The organism is Sphingobacterium sp. ML3W, assembly GCF_000747525.1.
Lineage (GTDB): Bacteria > Bacteroidota > Bacteroidia > Sphingobacteriales > Sphingobacteriaceae > Sphingobacterium.
The window spans coordinates 417,887-433,939 of record NZ_CP009278.1; the positions used below are offsets into that span (position 1 = coordinate 417,887).

The window sequence follows — 16,053 nt, forward strand, 5'->3', positions numbered from 1 at the left end:
TAAAGCGGTAGATATAAATAAAGAGGTGCTGTTCCTTGTTTAGGGAAAAAGAATAACCAATGTGAAAGATTGACCGGTCTGTAAACGATGGTTTAAACATATGCATTTGAGTACGATCACGATGGAAAATAAACGAATAAATGGCAATGATTTAATTGCTTTGGGATATGAAGAGAATTTTGCTTTAGGTGAAGCATTGAAAATTAATAAAAAGAGATTGGGGTTTACCCGAGAAGAGATGTTGTTGAAATTTGCGGAAGTATTGGCTGCTCCGGATAGCTATTTGGAGGATGAAATATTCAAACCGCTGGCGCAAGTACTTTTAAATGTTGATGAAGTGGCTAAAGCTACGATTTCTTTAAAGGCGGGGAAACAAGACTACAGCATTTACGGTGAGTCACAGATTGAAGAGGGTGCATTGCGCCAAATGGATCTAGCGATGAAACTTCCTGTTGCAGTTGCGGGAGCATTAATGCCCGATGCACATCAAGGATATGGTTTGCCGATTGGTGGGGTATTGGCGACTCATCATGCAGTCATTCCTTATGGCGTGGGTGTTGATATCGGTTGTCGAATGGCGTTGTCCATTTTTGATGTACCTGAGGAGCACCTGTATCTGCATCACGATTTTTATAAGAAAGTGATTATGGATAATACCAAATTTGGTGCTGGATATGGTTACTTGAAACATGAACGTGTTGACCACGCTGTCTTAGCTAATAAGACTTTTGAAGCGAATGATTTTATTCGTCAATTAAAGGATAAGGCTTGGACACAATTAGGTTCTTCTGGCGGGGGAAATCACTTCGTTGAATTCGGGGTCATGGAGTTTAACGAGGCAGATGCGGCCCTTGGTATTGAGAAAGGACGATATGTGGCTTTATTGACGCATTCGGGATCTAGAGGATTGGGAGCAACTATTGCCGATCATTATACTAAATTGGCTAAAAAGATTTGTTCTTTACCTTATGAGGCTCAAAATTTGGCTTATATGAGTTTAGATACAGCGGAAGGACAAGAGTATTGGTTAGCAATGAATCTTGCTGGTGATTATGCTTCGGCCTGTCATGAGGTCATACATGAGAAAATCAGTAGGGCTTTAGGAGCAGAGCGATTGGCGATGGTTGAAAATCATCATAATTTTGCATGGAAAGAATTATGGAAAGGAGAGGAGGTGATCGTGCATCGGAAAGGAGCAACTCCGGCAGCGATAGGGGTGCTGGGGATTATTCCTGGATCGATGGCTACTCCAGGTTTCTTAGTGCGAGGAAAAGGAAAAGAGGAGGCAATTCATTCGGCTTCTCATGGTGCTGGTCGCTTGATGAGTCGTACGAAAGCTATAAAAACCATAGCGCGTAAAGATTTGAAATCCATGTTGTCGGATAATGGTATAACGTTAATCGGGGCTGGTCTGGATGAGGCACCAATGGCTTATAAAAACATTCACGAGGTGATGGCTGCACAAGAAGATCTGGTGGATATTATCGCGAGTTTCTCTCCTAAGATTGTGCGGATGGCTGATGATGGAAGTCGGGAAGATTAACATTAAAACAAGAGACCGGTTTATTAACCGGCCTCTTGTTTTAATGTTATTTCTTTTCCCAGGTATTGTCGCTGGATTCGATATCTGCTAAGCGTAGTGATGGATCTATAATCACTTTTGCTGGTTTTTTTTCTAAATTGATCTGATACAATGGTTGTGTCCAGTTCCAGTCTTCTAGTGTGGTTCTTTTAATACCTTCGTATATCTTGAAGTTTTCTACAGGTTTTTCGCCTCTCATTTCACGTAAAGGGATATAGAAAAGTTCTTTTGTTCCGTCTTCATAGGTTACTAACAAATCGATAGGCATTGCGAAATCTGATTTGTTCTGTAACGTAATTTCTTTATCGGAAACTGTTTTGATCGCGTAATCAATCTTACGTGTTGTATTGATAAACAGGTTGAAGTACCATTTTAGATTGATGCCTGCTATATTTTCCGCAATTCTTTTGAAGTCATTTGGCGTTGGATGTTTAAATTTCCATTGTTTATAGAATTCTAAGAATGTTTTATCCAAATTGTCTTTTCCAATAATGTAGCCTAATTGTACTGCTAGCACCTGTCCTTTATTATACGCTTCATTGCTGTAGGCATAATTGGTATTGTAGTAATCTGCAAGCAGGCTGGCAGGTTCTTCTTTTCCTGATAAGGCAAGTTTGTAGTATGCACGATATGCATCGATCGAAGGGTTGGCTTCAATGGCGCCACGTTTTTCAAATAGATTTTGCATCGCAAGCTCTTCTACATAAGACGTGAAACCTTCGTCAAACCATTCGTCTACGGTCTCATTGATTCCGAATAACTGTTGGTACCAAGAGTGAGCAGCTTCGTGGAAAATGACACCGACTAGGCTTTTTAAATTACGACCACCTGTTACCAATGTTGCGGTTCCATATTCCATGCCGCCATCTCCGCCTTGGATAATGGTATAATTTGGCCACGGGTATGCTCCAAATGTGTTTGAATTAAAATCGAAAAATTCGGTCGCTAACCCCAAGGCTGTTTTCCAATTTGTTTTGACAGAATCGCTTTCTGGAATATACACAATATATACATGCACACCTTGGTTGCTCTTTGCGGAGTCAACAACAAATTTTGGATCTGCAGCCCAAACAAAGTCATGGATGTTTTTAGCAACATAGTGCCACTGGACTTTATTTTCTTTTGCTTTGATCCTTGGTTTTCCAACATAGCCTTTTACTTCTGTAGGGTTTTGTAAAACACCGGATGCTCCTAGAATATAATTTTTGTTGATATTGATGGTGATATCAAAGTTACCAAAAGGGGCGATAAATTCGCGACCTATATATTCATCTAAGTGCCATCCAAATTCATCAAAATGTGCCATTTTAGGATACCATTGCGCCATGGATAGGGCTACTCCTTCTTTAGAATTACGTCCCGACCTTCTGATCTGTTCAGGGACTTGGGCTTCCCAGTTCATATCAAATGTTGCGGTTTCGCCGTCTTCAATAGCATTGGGTAATGTTACTTCCAAAAGTGTACCATCAACTTTGAAGCTGGTATTGTTACCATTCATTGTTAATGATTTTATTTTTTGATAACCAATTTGTTTTGCTGTTAATGTTGCAATACGGCTCTGGTATTTTGGTTTATCTTTTGTCCCAAGATTGGTGGTCATTCTTTTATCTGGATCTGCGATATTGGCAAGCCTATTGTCCATCATCGATCCGGGTTGAAAGGCATTGAAATATAGGTGTAAATACACTTTTTTGAGTGATTGTCCTGAATTATTGCTGTATTTCAACTGCATGTTTCCGTTATATTGATATGTTTTTTCGTTCACATCAATATTCATTTTATAATCTACGGTCTGTTGCCAATAGCCTTTTCGTTGTGCTGTTGCTGTCTGGATGACGAACAGTCCTAAGATTAACGTGTAGAGGTATTTCAAATTCATGCTCCAAACTTACAAAAATGATTAGGAATATGTGGAACTGAAGGGAGTCCTGTTTTGTAATATTTGTTTGATAAAGAAGGGTTTTTTCTACTTTCGGGATGGTATCGAGATCAATTAGAGACAAAAAAACCTCCAGATCTGTTCTACTCCCTGGAGGTATCTAAGAATTTTATTATTGCTATTTTACGGTTTTACCTTTGTGGTCTTTCCAATTTTTCATGGAGCCGCTATAATTTTTAATCTTTTTTATCCCAGCTCGGTATAACAGCGATGTCGCTATTGTAGCACGATCTCCTGATTGACAGTATAAATAAAGTTCTTTATTTGGATCGATTTTATGTAGGTTTTCTGTTAATGTACCCACAAATAGATGTGTGGCATTTGGAATGTGCCCAGCTTTATATTCGCTATCATTGCGAACGTCTAAAATTTGTGCGTTTGGGTTATCTAAAGCGTTATTCATTTCTTCGAAATGAATAATTTCCTGTTTATCCAAAGGTATACCAAGTGTTGTTAATGAATCAGGTGTTATAAAACCAATTGCTTGATCAAGACCTATGCGCATCAGTTTTCGTGTCACCTCTTCTAATTGTTCTTTTGCAACAATGAGTATAAATGGTTGGTTATAATCTAATACCCAGCCAGCCCAATTGCTGAATGCTTTGTTATTTTGAATGTTAATGCTGTTTGGGATAAATCCTTTTGCAAAATCTAATTTATGGCGGGTATCTACTAATGCGACATGAGCGTTGTAATGTGCTCTAAATTCGTTCGCTTCTAATTCTTTGTATTGAGGTACTGCTGTTAATAATGGACGATTGATTTTGTTGAGTTTTTTCATCATCGCAAAATACTTTGGTGGTTCTGGTTGACCGTTTAATAGCTCTTCAACAAACCCTTCTTCATTATTGCCATACTGTAGTGCCCAGTTTCTTATTTTTTCATATCCAACTGTTGTACTTGGGACTGCGCCTAAAGCTTTTCCACATGCAGACCCTGCTCCATGAGCTGGCCATACTTGGACGTACTCGGGTAGGTTAGCAAATATTTTCAAAGACTCAAACATTTGATGTGCTCCAATTTCTTTTGTGCCAATTAGACCTGCCGCATTTTCTAATAGATCTGGACGGCCTACATCACCAACAAAGACAAAGTCGCCCGTGAATAACATGACGGGTTCGTTCGTTGCTGGAGTATCGGTTAATAGGAAGCTGATACTCTCGGGTGTATGGCCAGGCGTATGTAGGACCTTGAAAATAAGATTACCCAGTTTTATTTCATCCTGATGTTTTAAGCCGATATGATCAACAGCATATTGCCAATCTGGTCCTCCTTCCTCAGAAAGATAAAGTTTAGCCCCTGTTAATGCGGCTAATTCTAATGATCCTGAAAGATAATCGGCATGAATATGGGTTTCAGCGATATGGGTTATTTTTAAGTTGTTTTTTTCTGCAAGTGCTATATATGTGTCTACATCTCTTTTAGGATCGATCACGATTGCTACTCCTTTGGCTTGACAGCCGATGAGGTAACTTGCATGTGCTAATGATGATTCGAAAATGTGTTGAAAAAACATAATTATTTCTTTATAAATTTATAAACTGACTGATTTCGGTACCTGCTATGGCAATACCTATTGCACCAAGAAAGTATCCGAATGCTATTTTTAATTTTTCGGGTTTTAACTTTGTTTTCAATTGGAATCCAATCATCAATCCCATCAGTGTGATTCCTGTAAAGATAATTAATATTGTCCAATTGATATGATCCAGATGTTGGAAATTGCTTAATAGGCCGAAGGAGGTATTGATAGCAATGATAAATAAGGAGGCTGCTGTTGCTTGTTTAATGGTAATCCTCAACAATAGTACTAAAGATGGCACGATGATAAAACCTCCGCCAGCACCAACTAATCCGGTTAATATTCCTGTGATAAATCCAAGAACAATCAAAATGATTGTGCTATAGGAAGGACTTTCAACATTATTATTATCATTTCTTTTTTTGATCATCGCAATGCTGAAGCAATAATGATCAATGAAAAGAGACTCATGATAATCTGATCTTTATGTATTGATACTTGGTCTATGAAGAAGCGGTCGGGTATACTCGGTAGGATATACTATATGTTACCTTCGATTTTTTATTTTAAGTCTCCATTGACTAGAGTAGACGGATATTATTTCTTTGTAATAGGATCTTCCCTTGATTTTCTAAAGATTTTAAGATGCGAGATACCACTACACGAGATGTATTAAGGTCAGTGGCAATGATCTGATGGGTGACATCAATGCTTTGCGATTGACTTATTGTTGCTTTTTCCTTCAAGTAATTCATGATGCGTACATCCATCTGTGAGAAAGCGATATTATCAACTGTTGTTAGCATTTCATTAAGTCGATTGGAATAGCTTTCTAAAATAAAGTTACGCCAAGATTTATACTTTCCCATCCAACCGTCTAGGTATTGGTTTGGGATCATAGCTACGGTAGTATCGACATCTGCAATCGCTCTTATTTCACTTTTTTTTGCACCGACGCAACAGGCAATGGACATGGCGCAAGTATCTCCTTTTTCTAAAAAGTATAATAACAATTCACCTTCATTTTTATCTTCGCGAATAATCTTGATTACGCCATCTAAAAGTAGGGGCATAAACTTAATATATTGACCAATGTCTATGATGACTTCGCCTGCCATGAATTTTTTGATGACTGCGACTTGTTCCATCTCAGTAACCAATTCTTTTTCGAAAATCCCAAAAAATTCTTGCTGAATTGTTATCATAAATTTTGATTTTAATGAGGTAATTTATTTCGTAAAAGGCCATAAATCCATGTTCCTATTAATGCAAATATAAGTACCACGCCCAAAGTCCAGTATCCTGCACCTAGCAGTGTAAACATGGGGCCAGGGCAGGCACCAGTCAAAGCCCAACCTAATCCGAAGATGGTACCACCAAGTAGATAACGTGTGATACTTTTATTTTTGTCTACGAATTGTATGGTTTGTCCTTCACTGTCTTTTACATTCTTTCTTTTAATGATCTGTACAATAATGATGGCAGTTGTTAATGCGGTACCTATAATTCCATACATATGGAAGGATCTAAACTGAAACATTTCGTAGATGCGATACCATGAAGCGGCCTCTGACTTATACATGATGATTCCAAAGAATATGCCGATTAATATGAATTTTAATTGTTTCATTTTGTAATTAGAAGATAAGTGGAAAAATAAAGTGGACCATAATGATTCCGCCGATAAAAAATCCGATAACAGCAATCAATGAAGGTAATTGAAAGTTGCTAAGTCCGGAGATGGCATGTCCTGATGAACATCCACCGGCATATCGTGTACCGAAGCCAATCAATAATCCGCCTATGCTTAAGAGTGAAAATTGGAAAAGTGAACCGTTATACTTGAAGAGACTGTCGGGCATATACCCTTTCAGGTTATCGATGATCCCTAAAGATTGAAGGTCGGCGATGCTCTTACTATTGATGTCAGGAGGATTTCCGTCGTTTAAATAGAAGTGTGCTATGAAACCACCGATTATAGTTCCTAATACTACCAACAGGTTCCAAATTTGAGATTTCCAGTCAAATCTAAAAAAAGCACTTGTTTTACCAGCTCCGGCTATCGAACACATCGTTCTCAGATTATTGGACATCCCAAAATCTTTACCTTGCTTAAGTAGTAAATACATAATAAGGGCAATTAGGGGCCCTGAGATATACCAAGGCCATGGTTTTTGAATAATTTCCAACATAATGATTAGTCTAATTTGAATACAAAGTAAAGCAACAAAAAAGAGAAAGATTGTAACTTTAGTTACAATCTTTCTCTTTTTTAATAGCATGTTACATATCGTAATATTCTGTTTTAATGTTTTTTAAGTATTGACAAAAACTTTTTAGGTCATCTTCAGATTCGAATAATTTGTTTCGCCACGCCCTAATATTAGCACCTGTTTTCAATTTGATAATAATCAGATTGCCGCCGGATCTTCTGAGGTTGCGTACATAATCGATATTGGCCAAGGGTATTGTTTTACTTGAAATGCTATCTTCCATTGTTAACTCATCGTTGCTTATCGTCCAAGTGGATGTTTTTTTTGAACATTTTACAGCGATGAAGAGTACTAGTGGTAATGAGAATAGGGATCCCATTATTTTTACAACTTCAGATATGGGAAGTCTTGAAACGATATAGACAAGAGCCAAAACAAATAACATCATGAGCAACATATATCTACCGCGGTGTAATGTTGCAATTTTAAAGCTCAATTTTTCCATGATTTAATTTTGTACAAAGAAACATAAACCTAGGCTAAAACAAAAATGAGACTTATTATATTATTTTCATCCTATTGGTTATGAAGTGATGATTGTTGGATTTCTTATTACCATTAACATCGATTAAGTAGCCGTGCTTTTTCAATGGTAATAGCTTGGCTATTATTTATTTTGATTGGCATAACGAAAAATTTGCAGTTATATTTAATAAGAATTTAATTGCATAGAAACTCAAATTTATCTAAGTTTGAAGCTCAACCAAACTAATTCTCTTATAATTTATGAAGAAAACAGCATTATTTATAGCTCTCTGTGTAGCTAATGTGATTGCTTTCGCGCAGCAAAAACCGAATATTGTTATTATCATTTCTGATGATCACTCATACCAGACTATTGGAGCCTATGGTTCTAAATTGGGGCATACACCAAATATTGATAGAATTGCGTCTGAAGGCGTTCGCTTTAATAAAGCTTATGTGACCAATTCAATTTGTGGTCCAAGTAGAGCAACTTTATTAACAGGAAAATATAGTCACAAAAACGGATTTAAGGATAATGAAACGTCCAATTTTGATCACGGTCAGGATCTTTTTGTAAAAGACTTACAAAAAGTGGGTTATAAAACTGCTTGGATTGGAAAACAACACTTAGGAAATGAACCTCAAGGTTTCGATTACTTCAGTGTTTTAGTTGGACAAGGGCATTATTTCAATCCAACTTTTATAAATGCAAATAACCAAAAAGAGACTGTCAATGGTTATGTGTCTGATATTGTCACGGATAAAGCAACGCATTGGTTGGATTCTTTAGATAAAAATAATCCCTTTTGCCTCGTTATTGGCCATAAAGCAACGCATCGCACTTGGATGCCTGATCCTCAGGATTTTGGAAAAAATGATAGTAAGGAATTTCCCCTTCCGGAAAATTTTTATGATGGTTATGAAGGCCGATTATCTGCTGCTGGACAGGAAATGTCCATTGATAAGGATATGCAGATGGGTTATGATCTAAAAATGTATAACTCAGTTGCCGAAATGAAAAAAGATGGGAATTTCTCTCGCATGAGTGAAGATCAGATGAGGAAGTATTTGGCTTATTATAAACCAATAAAAGAACAATTGGACATGCAGAAACTTTCCGGTAAAGCTTTGGCTGAGTGGAAGTACCGTCGTTATATGATTGATTATTTGAATACTGCGGAATCTATGGATCGCAATATCGGGCGAGTATTAGATTATTTGAAGGAACATGATTTAGAGCAGAATACGATTGTTATTTATTTGTCTGATCAAGGCTTTTATATGGGTGAACATGGTTGGTTTGATAAGCGTTTCATGTATGAGGAGTCTTTTAGGACGCCAATGGTTGCCAGGTTTCCAGAAATGATTGCTAAGGGATCGGTATCTGATGCTCAAGTTATGAATGTTGATATTGCCCCGACTTTGTTAGCGTTAGCTGGAGTGAAGAAACCAAGCCAAATGCAGGGAGAGTCATTTGTTAATGTATTGAAAGGGAAAGACAATAAAGGACGTCAGAGTTTGTATTATCATTATTATGAAAATGGTGAACATGCTGTATCTCCACATTTTGGAGTGAGTGATGGTCGATACAAATTAATTCGTTTTTATAAACGTGTTAATAGTTGGGAGTTGTATGATCTTACCCAAGATCCTTCCGAAATGAAAAATATATATGATTCAACATCTTCAAAGATTGTAAATAAATTGAAAAAGAAATTGAAGCGAGAAATTATAAAGGTGGAAGATAACGATGCACTAAGCATTTTTAATCAAAAATTGTAATGAAACTAGGCAACTCTTATCTGATTGGTCTATTGACCTTGATTGTTCCCTTTACTTCGGTATTTGGACAGCAACAAAAACCAAATGTTGTATTGATATATGTGGATGACCTGGGCTATGGCGACCTGGGGAGCTATGGTGCAGCTAAAATAAAGACGCCAAATTTGGATGCTTTGGCTTCCGATGGAATTAGGTTCACAAATGGACATGCAACTGCAGCGACTTGTACTCCTTCCCGCTACTCTTTAATGACTGGAAATTACCCTTTCCGTCAGACGGGAACAGGTATTTTGCCGGGTGATGCGAAATTGATTATTCCTCAAGATAAGGTGACTTTACCTAAAGTGTTTAAGCAGGCCGGTTACCAAACTGCTGTGATTGGAAAATGGCATTTAGGCTTAGGGGATCAAGTTGATAAGGATTGGAACGGAAGTATTAAGCCGGGTCCTTTAGAAGTTGGGTTTGATTATTCTTTTATTTTTCCTGCAACTGCTGACCGAGTGCCAACGGTGTTTTTAGAAAACCATGATGTACTTGGTGTGGATCATAATGATAAGATTGTAGTATCATATACCCAAAAGGTAGGAAATGAGCCTACAGGTAAAGAGAATCCTGATTTATTGAAGATGAAAAACTCACCAAATCATGGTCATGATAATACGATAGTGAATGGTATAGGTAGAATTGGATGGATGTCGGGGGGTAAAGAAGCTAAATGGGTAGATGAGGAGCTAACTTTAACATTTGCTGACAAAGCAATTCATTTCATTCAAGATCATCGTCAAATCCCGTTTTTCTTAAGTTATAATGCAACCGAGCCACATGTGCCTCGTATGCCTGCTACGATGTTTAAGGGTAAAAGTGGATTGGGTTATCGTGGAGATGCAATTTTACAACTTGATTATACTGTTGGGCAATTGGTGAAGACTTTAAAGGACAATCAAATTTATGAAAATACGATAATTATCTTTTCTAGTGATAATGGGCCAGTGTTGGATGACGGTTATGATGATGGTGCGGTTACACAATTGAACGGGCATAATCCATTTGGACCATTTAGCGGAGGTAAATATTCGGCATTTGAAGCGGGTACTCGTGTTCCTTTTTTTATCACTTGGCCAAAAATGATTAAGAAGGGTACTACATCTGATGCTTTAGTTTGTCAGGTTGATTTGCTTAGTAGCTTTGCTTCATTTTTTAATGTTAAATATAATGCTGATGAGGCTGTTGATAGTCAGAATTTATGGAAGAGCTTTACTGGTAAGGATTTGGTAGGGAGAGCTCATTTAATAAAATCATCAGGCACATTAAGTGTATTGGAAGGTAATTTTAAATATATTAAAGCCGGTAAGGGGGCTAAAAGAAACAGTCTTGTCAATATTGAACTTGGAAATGATGAGGTCGACCAATTATACGATTTGAGTATTGACAAAGGTGAAAGAAATAATATTGCAGAAAGTAATCCTCAAAAAGTGATGGAGTTGAAAGCGATTCTTGAAAAGGAATTACGGAAATAATAGTAGGGCATTTGTTTGATAGCTACGATAAAAAGCGCATTTTTGTAGGATGTCATTTGCGAAGAAAATAATAGAATGGTATCATGAGCATCAACGTGATTTACCTTGGCGAAATACAAGAGATCCTTATAAAATTTGGTTATCTGAGATTATTTTACAGCAAACTCGGGTAGAGCAGGGAATGCCCTACTACTTGAGGTTTGTAGAAAGGTACCCTGATGTATTGTCATTTGCAAATGCTTCAGAGGATGATATTTTGCATCTATGGCAGGGTCTGGGTTATTATTCGCGAGGACGAAATATGCATAAGGCTGCGGGTATTGTACAGAATGAGTATCAAGGTGAATTTCCTAAAACATATGTCGAATTAATTAAATTGCCTGGTGTCGGTGAATACACCGCTGCTGCAATTTCTTCTTTTTCTAATGACGAGGCTCAAGCAGTCTTGGATGGTAATGTTTTTCGTGTACTCGCGCGGTATTATGGCATTGATACGCCAATAAATACTCCTGCAGGAAAAAAAATTTTTACACAATTGGCAAAAGAGAATCTTGATCTAGCGTATCCTGCGATATACAATCAAGCAATAATGGATTTTGGTGCATTGCATTGTAAACCTAAATCTCCATTATGTCAGGAATGTGAACTTCAATTGGATTGCTTTGCAAATGTCAATGGCCTAGTAGCGGATCTACCGGTTAAGATTAAGGCTAAGAAGAGTAGGAATCGTTATTTTCATTACTTTATTATTGAACAAGATGATGCTATTTTGATGTCTAAGCGGGGTGCTTCGGATGTTTGGGAAAATTTATATGAATTTCCAATGATTGAAACAGCTGAGGCTTTGGACGGTTTAGCGATTCTTGCTAGTCCAGAATTTATAGATTTATTCGGTTCAGAAGTCGGATTAAGCCTATTGAGAACAAATAAAAAACATATTTTGAGTCATCAGAATATCTATGCGACCTTTTATAGGATGTTAAGTTTTAAGGGATTGGAGCGAAAAAAAACAAATTGGAATTATGTTTTGTTAAAAGATTTGGATAAATTAGCTAAACATAAGCTCATTTTTTCTTTTTTAGAAACAGCTAAATTATAACCAAACACCTTTAATATTATGTCAGGAGTCAACAAAGTTATTCTAGTAGGTCATTTAGGCAAAGATCCAGAAATTAGATATTTAGATAATAATGTCTCTGTTGCTAGTTTTCCGTTAGCAACATCAGAAACTTTTAATCGAGATGGTAAACGGGTAGAGCAAACGGAGTGGCATACAGTTGTGCTATGGCGCGGGTTGGCAGATGTCGCTGCCAAGTATTTGACAAAAGGGAAGTTAGTGTATATTGAGGGACGATTAAGAACACGTTCGTATGAAGATAAAGAAGGAGTTAGACGCTATTCGACAGAAATTGTAGCGGAGAACTTTACCTTATTGGGTCGTAAATCAGATTTTGAACCTACAACTGCTTCTCCTGCACAAACGCAGGCGGAAAAAGTTGAAAATAAAGAAGTCGACGTTGATTTTACAGAAAATGAGAATGATAGTAATCCATTGCCGTTCTAAAGATTTCTTATAAACTATAAAAAAGAGCATCATCAAACATGATGCTCTTTTTTATGATTCTTTTTTACGAATGTGGAATGAATTTGTACCTCTTGAATGAAAACACTTTATCTTTTATAATATTTTCCTGTATCTTTGAATAATTATGTTGCAAGATAAAATAACGCAGTATACTGAAGAAATTAAGCAATTTGCTCCAACTTCTTCAGCTGATGTAGAAAATTTCAGGCTGAAATTTTTAGTTTCAAAAGGTATTGTTAAGAATTTGTTTGATGAATTTAAAACCGTTTCTGTAGAAGAGAAACGTGTTTTGGGTATGGTATTGAATGAATTTAAGCAGTTGGCTGAAAAAGCTTATCAAGAAGCTCACGAAAAATTTGGCACGAATAAATCACAAGCTCAGAAGAGCGAAGGTGATCTTACGCTACCTGGTCAAGGGTTTAGATTAGGATCTCGTCATCCACTTTCTTTAGTTCGTAAGGAGATTGTTGAAATCTTTAAGAAATTAGGATTCATCGTTTCTGAAGGGCCAGAAATTGAGGATGATTGGCATAATTTTTCTGCTTTGAACTTTCCTCCAGAACATCCGGCACGCGATATGCAAGATACCTTCTTTATTAAGAAACAAGAAGGTAATGATATCACGTTACGTACACATACGTCATCTGTCCAAGTTCGTTTAATGGAAGCTGGTAAGCCACCTTTCCGCGCAATTATGCCAGGACGTGTTTATCGTAATGAAGCTATTTCTTCACGTGCACATTGCTTTTTCCACCAAGTGGAAGGACTTTACGTTGATGAAAATGTTTCTTTTGCAGATTTGAAACAGACTTTGTTTCACTTTGTACAAGAGTTATACGGCGAGGGAACTGAAGTGCGTTTCCGTCCTTCTTACTTCCCATTTACTGAGCCTTCTGCTGAAATGGATATTTCATGTACGATTTGTAAGGGTGCGGGTTGTCAGCTGTGTAAATATTCAGGTTGGGTGGAAATCTTAGGTTGTGGTATGGTTGATCCAAACGTCTTAGATAATTGCGGCATCGATAGTAAGAAATATTCTGGTTTTGCGTTTGGTATGGGTATTGAACGTGTAACCAATTTGAAATATGAGATTAAGGATTTACGTTTATTTTCGGAGAATGATATGAGATTCTTATCTCAATTTGAAAGCGAAATTATTTAATGTTAAGACGAATCGATTGTGCCATCACATTGTCTATATCTTTTGTAAATCATTTGTTTGCAAGTGACATAGATAATGTGATTGTCTTTTTTAACTTTAAAAGTAACCCTATTCTGTATATTCACTCCCTTATAGCTGGATGTGCTATTAATGTATGTGTCCCCCATCATTCGGTTAAAATACTTAAGATATCAAGCTAAATTATGGAAGCAGACAAAATTATTGAATCTATCAAAAGATCTGCTCGAGAGTTATTTCGAAAGTATGGTTATAATAAGACTAGTGTCAACGAATTAGCGAAACGTGCTAATATCGCAAAAGCTACTTTTTATAAATATTTTGAGAGTAAGGAGCTTATTCTTCACGCTATTTTGATGGAATATATTCAGGAGAATGTTAAGGATATTTTGAAAAAAAATGTGGGAGAAGAAGATTTAGCTGTTTTCTTGGGTAACACAATCCTTAAGGTCAGTCGTTTGACTTATACGGTCTGTAATGAATTTGTGGGTTGGGAGTTTATTCGTGAATCTGCGAATGCCCAAGAATATTTAAAAACATTGTCGGACGATTTGGAGTTTTTACTACTTAGTTCGTTCATACAAAATGATACAATTGCAGCTTCCATCCCCGAAAAGAAGTTGACATTCCTTATCAAGACGAGTAAAAATATCGTTTTTTCATTTGCGTTTACAGCAGTTACTGAAGCAGACGTTCGTAAAAATTTCATTTCTTTTCAAAAGGAAATTCTTCCATATTTAGTTCACGCAACTATTCATTAAAATTCTGATCAAAAAAGCGTAATTTTGCGCCAATATGAGAAGAAGAAGTTCACAAGAAAGATTAGTTTTCAGTGATATCGAGATTGTTGATATTGCAGAAGAGGGCAAAGGTGTTGGTAAAACAGATGATTTGGTATTGTTTGTTGAAAGAGCGATTCCAGGTGATGTGGTTGATGTGGAATTGATACGCAAAAAGAAAAGTTTTGGCGAAGGTCGTATTCAGACTTTGAAGAAAGCTTCGGAACACCGTGTTGAGCCTTTCTGTGAGCATTTTGGAGTCTGTGGTGGTTGTAAATGGCAACACATGACTTATGATGCGCAACTATTGTTCAAACAACAGTCTGTAGAAAATGCACTTACACGTATTGGTAAGGTGGATACATCTTCTATGGAACCAATCTTGCCTTCTGTTCAGACAAAGTATTATCGTAATAAATTGGAATACACTTTTTCGAATAAAAAGTGGTTAACTTCTATTGATGATAATGTCGAAGATATGAATATGGATGCTTTAGGTTTCCATGTACCTGGCCGATTTGATAAAATTTTAAATGTTAATCATTGCTATTTACAGGAAGATCCTTCTAATATCTTGCGTAATAGTGTTCGTGAGTTTGCTGTTGAAAATGATATTTCCTTTTATGATTTACGAGGACATAGTGGAGTTTTACGCAATCTGATCATTCGCATTTCATCTACGGGAGAATTGATGGTAATTGTGGTATTTGCGTACCCAGAGGATGGCCAAGTAGAATTATTGATGTCCTTTATCAAAGAAAAATTCCCGACCATTACTTCTCTTCTTTATATCATCAACCAGAAAAAGAATGATACTATTTTCGATCAAGATATAATCGTTTATAATGGACGTGATTTTATTTATGAGGAAATGGAAGGTCTTAAATTTAAAGTTGGTCCGAAATCATTCTATCAAACGAATTCAGCTCAAGCATATGAATTGTATAAGATAACGAGAGATTTTGCTGGTTTGTCTGGCGAAGAGTTGGTGTATGATTTATATACTGGAGCGGGTACGATTGCCAATTTTGTTGCTAAATACGCGAAGGAAGTTATAGGGGTAGAGTATGTGCCTTCGGCGATTGAAGATGCGAAAATAAACTCTGAAATAAACGGCGTAAAAAACACAAAGTTCTATGCCGGTGATATGAAGGATGTATTAACAGCTAATTTCATTGCAGAACATGGTAAGCCTGATGTGGTGATTACAGACCCTCCTCGTGCAGGAATGCATACTGATGTTGTTGCTCGACTTTTAGAAATGGAAGCTCCGAAAATTGTTTATGTAAGTTGTAATGCAGCAACTCAGGCACGCGATTTGACACTGTTGGCTGAGAAATACGATGTTGTTCGTATTAAGCCAGTTGATATGTTTCCACATACACAACACGTTGAGAATGTTGTTTTATTAAAATTGAAGGGATAATTT

15 protein-coding genes are annotated in these 16,053 nt (G+C 36.9%); 8 read left to right on the forward strand and 7 right to left on the reverse strand.

The genetic code is table 11. The features are described 5' to 3' along the window. The first annotated feature begins 121 nt into the window (after positions 1–121). The gene (locus KO02_RS01895; RefSeq protein WP_038695357.1) at positions 122–1,543 is read left to right on the forward strand and encodes an RtcB family protein; all 1,422 of its coding nucleotides are present in this window, start codon (positions 122–124) and stop codon (positions 1,541–1,543) included. A gap of 46 nt (positions 1,544–1,589) precedes the next feature. Here KO02_RS01895 and KO02_RS01900 read toward each other — a convergent pair whose 3' ends face one another. From KO02_RS01900 to KO02_RS01930, 7 genes are all read right to left on the reverse strand, one after another. Then, positions 1,590–3,461, reverse strand: a complete 1,872-nt coding sequence (locus tag KO02_RS01900) for a M1 family metallopeptidase (RefSeq protein WP_038695359.1) — start codon at positions 3,459–3,461, stop codon at positions 1,590–1,592. Between the two features lie 178 nt (positions 3,462–3,639). Further along, positions 3,640–5,037 carry an MBL fold metallo-hydrolase gene (locus KO02_RS01905; RefSeq protein ID WP_038695361.1) on the reverse strand — a complete coding sequence of 466 codons (1,398 nt, stop codon included), beginning with the start codon at positions 5,035–5,037 and terminating at the stop codon, positions 3,640–3,642. A 10-nt stretch (positions 5,038–5,047) separates the two neighbouring features. Next, positions 5,048–5,473 (reverse strand): sulfite exporter TauE/SafE family protein, encoded by a 426-nt coding sequence (locus tag KO02_RS01910; RefSeq protein WP_051959730.1) that lies wholly within the window; start codon positions 5,471–5,473, stop codon positions 5,048–5,050. A 151-nt stretch (positions 5,474–5,624) separates the two neighbouring features. Then, complete coding sequence (locus tag KO02_RS01915; RefSeq protein WP_038695363.1) at positions 5,625–6,248, reverse strand: Crp/Fnr family transcriptional regulator; 624 nt, start codon at positions 6,246–6,248, stop codon at positions 5,625–5,627. Positions 6,249–6,259: 11 nt separating this feature from the next. After that, positions 6,260–6,673, reverse strand: coding sequence for a DUF6691 family protein (locus KO02_RS01920; protein WP_038695365.1), 414 nt, complete (start codon positions 6,671–6,673; stop codon positions 6,260–6,262). A 7-nt stretch (positions 6,674–6,680) separates the two neighbouring features. Beyond that, positions 6,681–7,172, reverse strand: coding sequence for a YeeE/YedE family protein (locus KO02_RS01925; RefSeq protein ID WP_235212326.1), 492 nt, complete (start codon positions 7,170–7,172; stop codon positions 6,681–6,683). Between the two features lie 154 nt (positions 7,173–7,326). Further along, on the reverse strand, positions 7,327–7,761 hold the full coding sequence (locus tag KO02_RS01930) for a hypothetical protein (RefSeq protein ID WP_051959731.1): 435 nt from the start codon (positions 7,759–7,761) through the stop codon (positions 7,327–7,329). A 281-nt stretch (positions 7,762–8,042) separates the two neighbouring features. On the opposite strand from KO02_RS01930, the gene KO02_RS01935 reads away from it, so the two are divergent. The 7 genes from KO02_RS01935 to rlmD all read left to right on the forward strand — a co-directional run bounded on the left by KO02_RS01935 (position 8,043) and on the right by rlmD (position 16,050). After that, positions 8,043–9,563, forward strand: coding sequence for a sulfatase (locus KO02_RS01935; protein ID WP_038695366.1), 1,521 nt, complete (start codon positions 8,043–8,045; stop codon positions 9,561–9,563). Next, on the forward strand, positions 9,563–11,080 hold the full coding sequence (locus KO02_RS01940) for a sulfatase family protein (RefSeq protein ID WP_038695369.1): 1,518 nt from the start codon (positions 9,563–9,565) through the stop codon (positions 11,078–11,080). The genes KO02_RS01935 and KO02_RS01940 overlap by 1 nt, the downstream gene beginning before the upstream one ends. Before the next feature lie 49 nt (positions 11,081–11,129). After that, positions 11,130–12,179 carry an A/G-specific adenine glycosylase gene (gene mutY, locus KO02_RS01945; RefSeq protein ID WP_038695370.1) on the forward strand — a complete coding sequence of 350 codons (1,050 nt, stop codon included), beginning with the start codon at positions 11,130–11,132 and terminating at the stop codon, positions 12,177–12,179. A gap of 18 nt (positions 12,180–12,197) precedes the next feature. Further along, complete coding sequence (locus KO02_RS01950) at positions 12,198–12,644, forward strand: single-stranded DNA-binding protein (RefSeq protein ID WP_038695372.1); 447 nt, start codon at positions 12,198–12,200, stop codon at positions 12,642–12,644. A 145-nt stretch (positions 12,645–12,789) separates the two neighbouring features. After that, positions 12,790–13,827, forward strand: a complete 1,038-nt coding sequence (gene pheS, locus KO02_RS01955) for a phenylalanine--tRNA ligase subunit alpha (RefSeq protein ID WP_038695374.1) — start codon at positions 12,790–12,792, stop codon at positions 13,825–13,827. A gap of 203 nt (positions 13,828–14,030) precedes the next feature. Continuing rightward, positions 14,031–14,606, forward strand: a complete 576-nt coding sequence (locus KO02_RS01960; protein ID WP_038695376.1) for a TetR/AcrR family transcriptional regulator — start codon at positions 14,031–14,033, stop codon at positions 14,604–14,606. A gap of 34 nt (positions 14,607–14,640) precedes the next feature. After that, positions 14,641–16,050 (forward strand): 23S rRNA (uracil(1939)-C(5))-methyltransferase RlmD, encoded by a 1,410-nt coding sequence (gene rlmD, locus KO02_RS01965; protein ID WP_038695378.1) that lies wholly within the window; start codon positions 14,641–14,643, stop codon positions 16,048–16,050. The last annotated feature ends 3 nt before the right edge of the window (positions 16,051–16,053 follow it).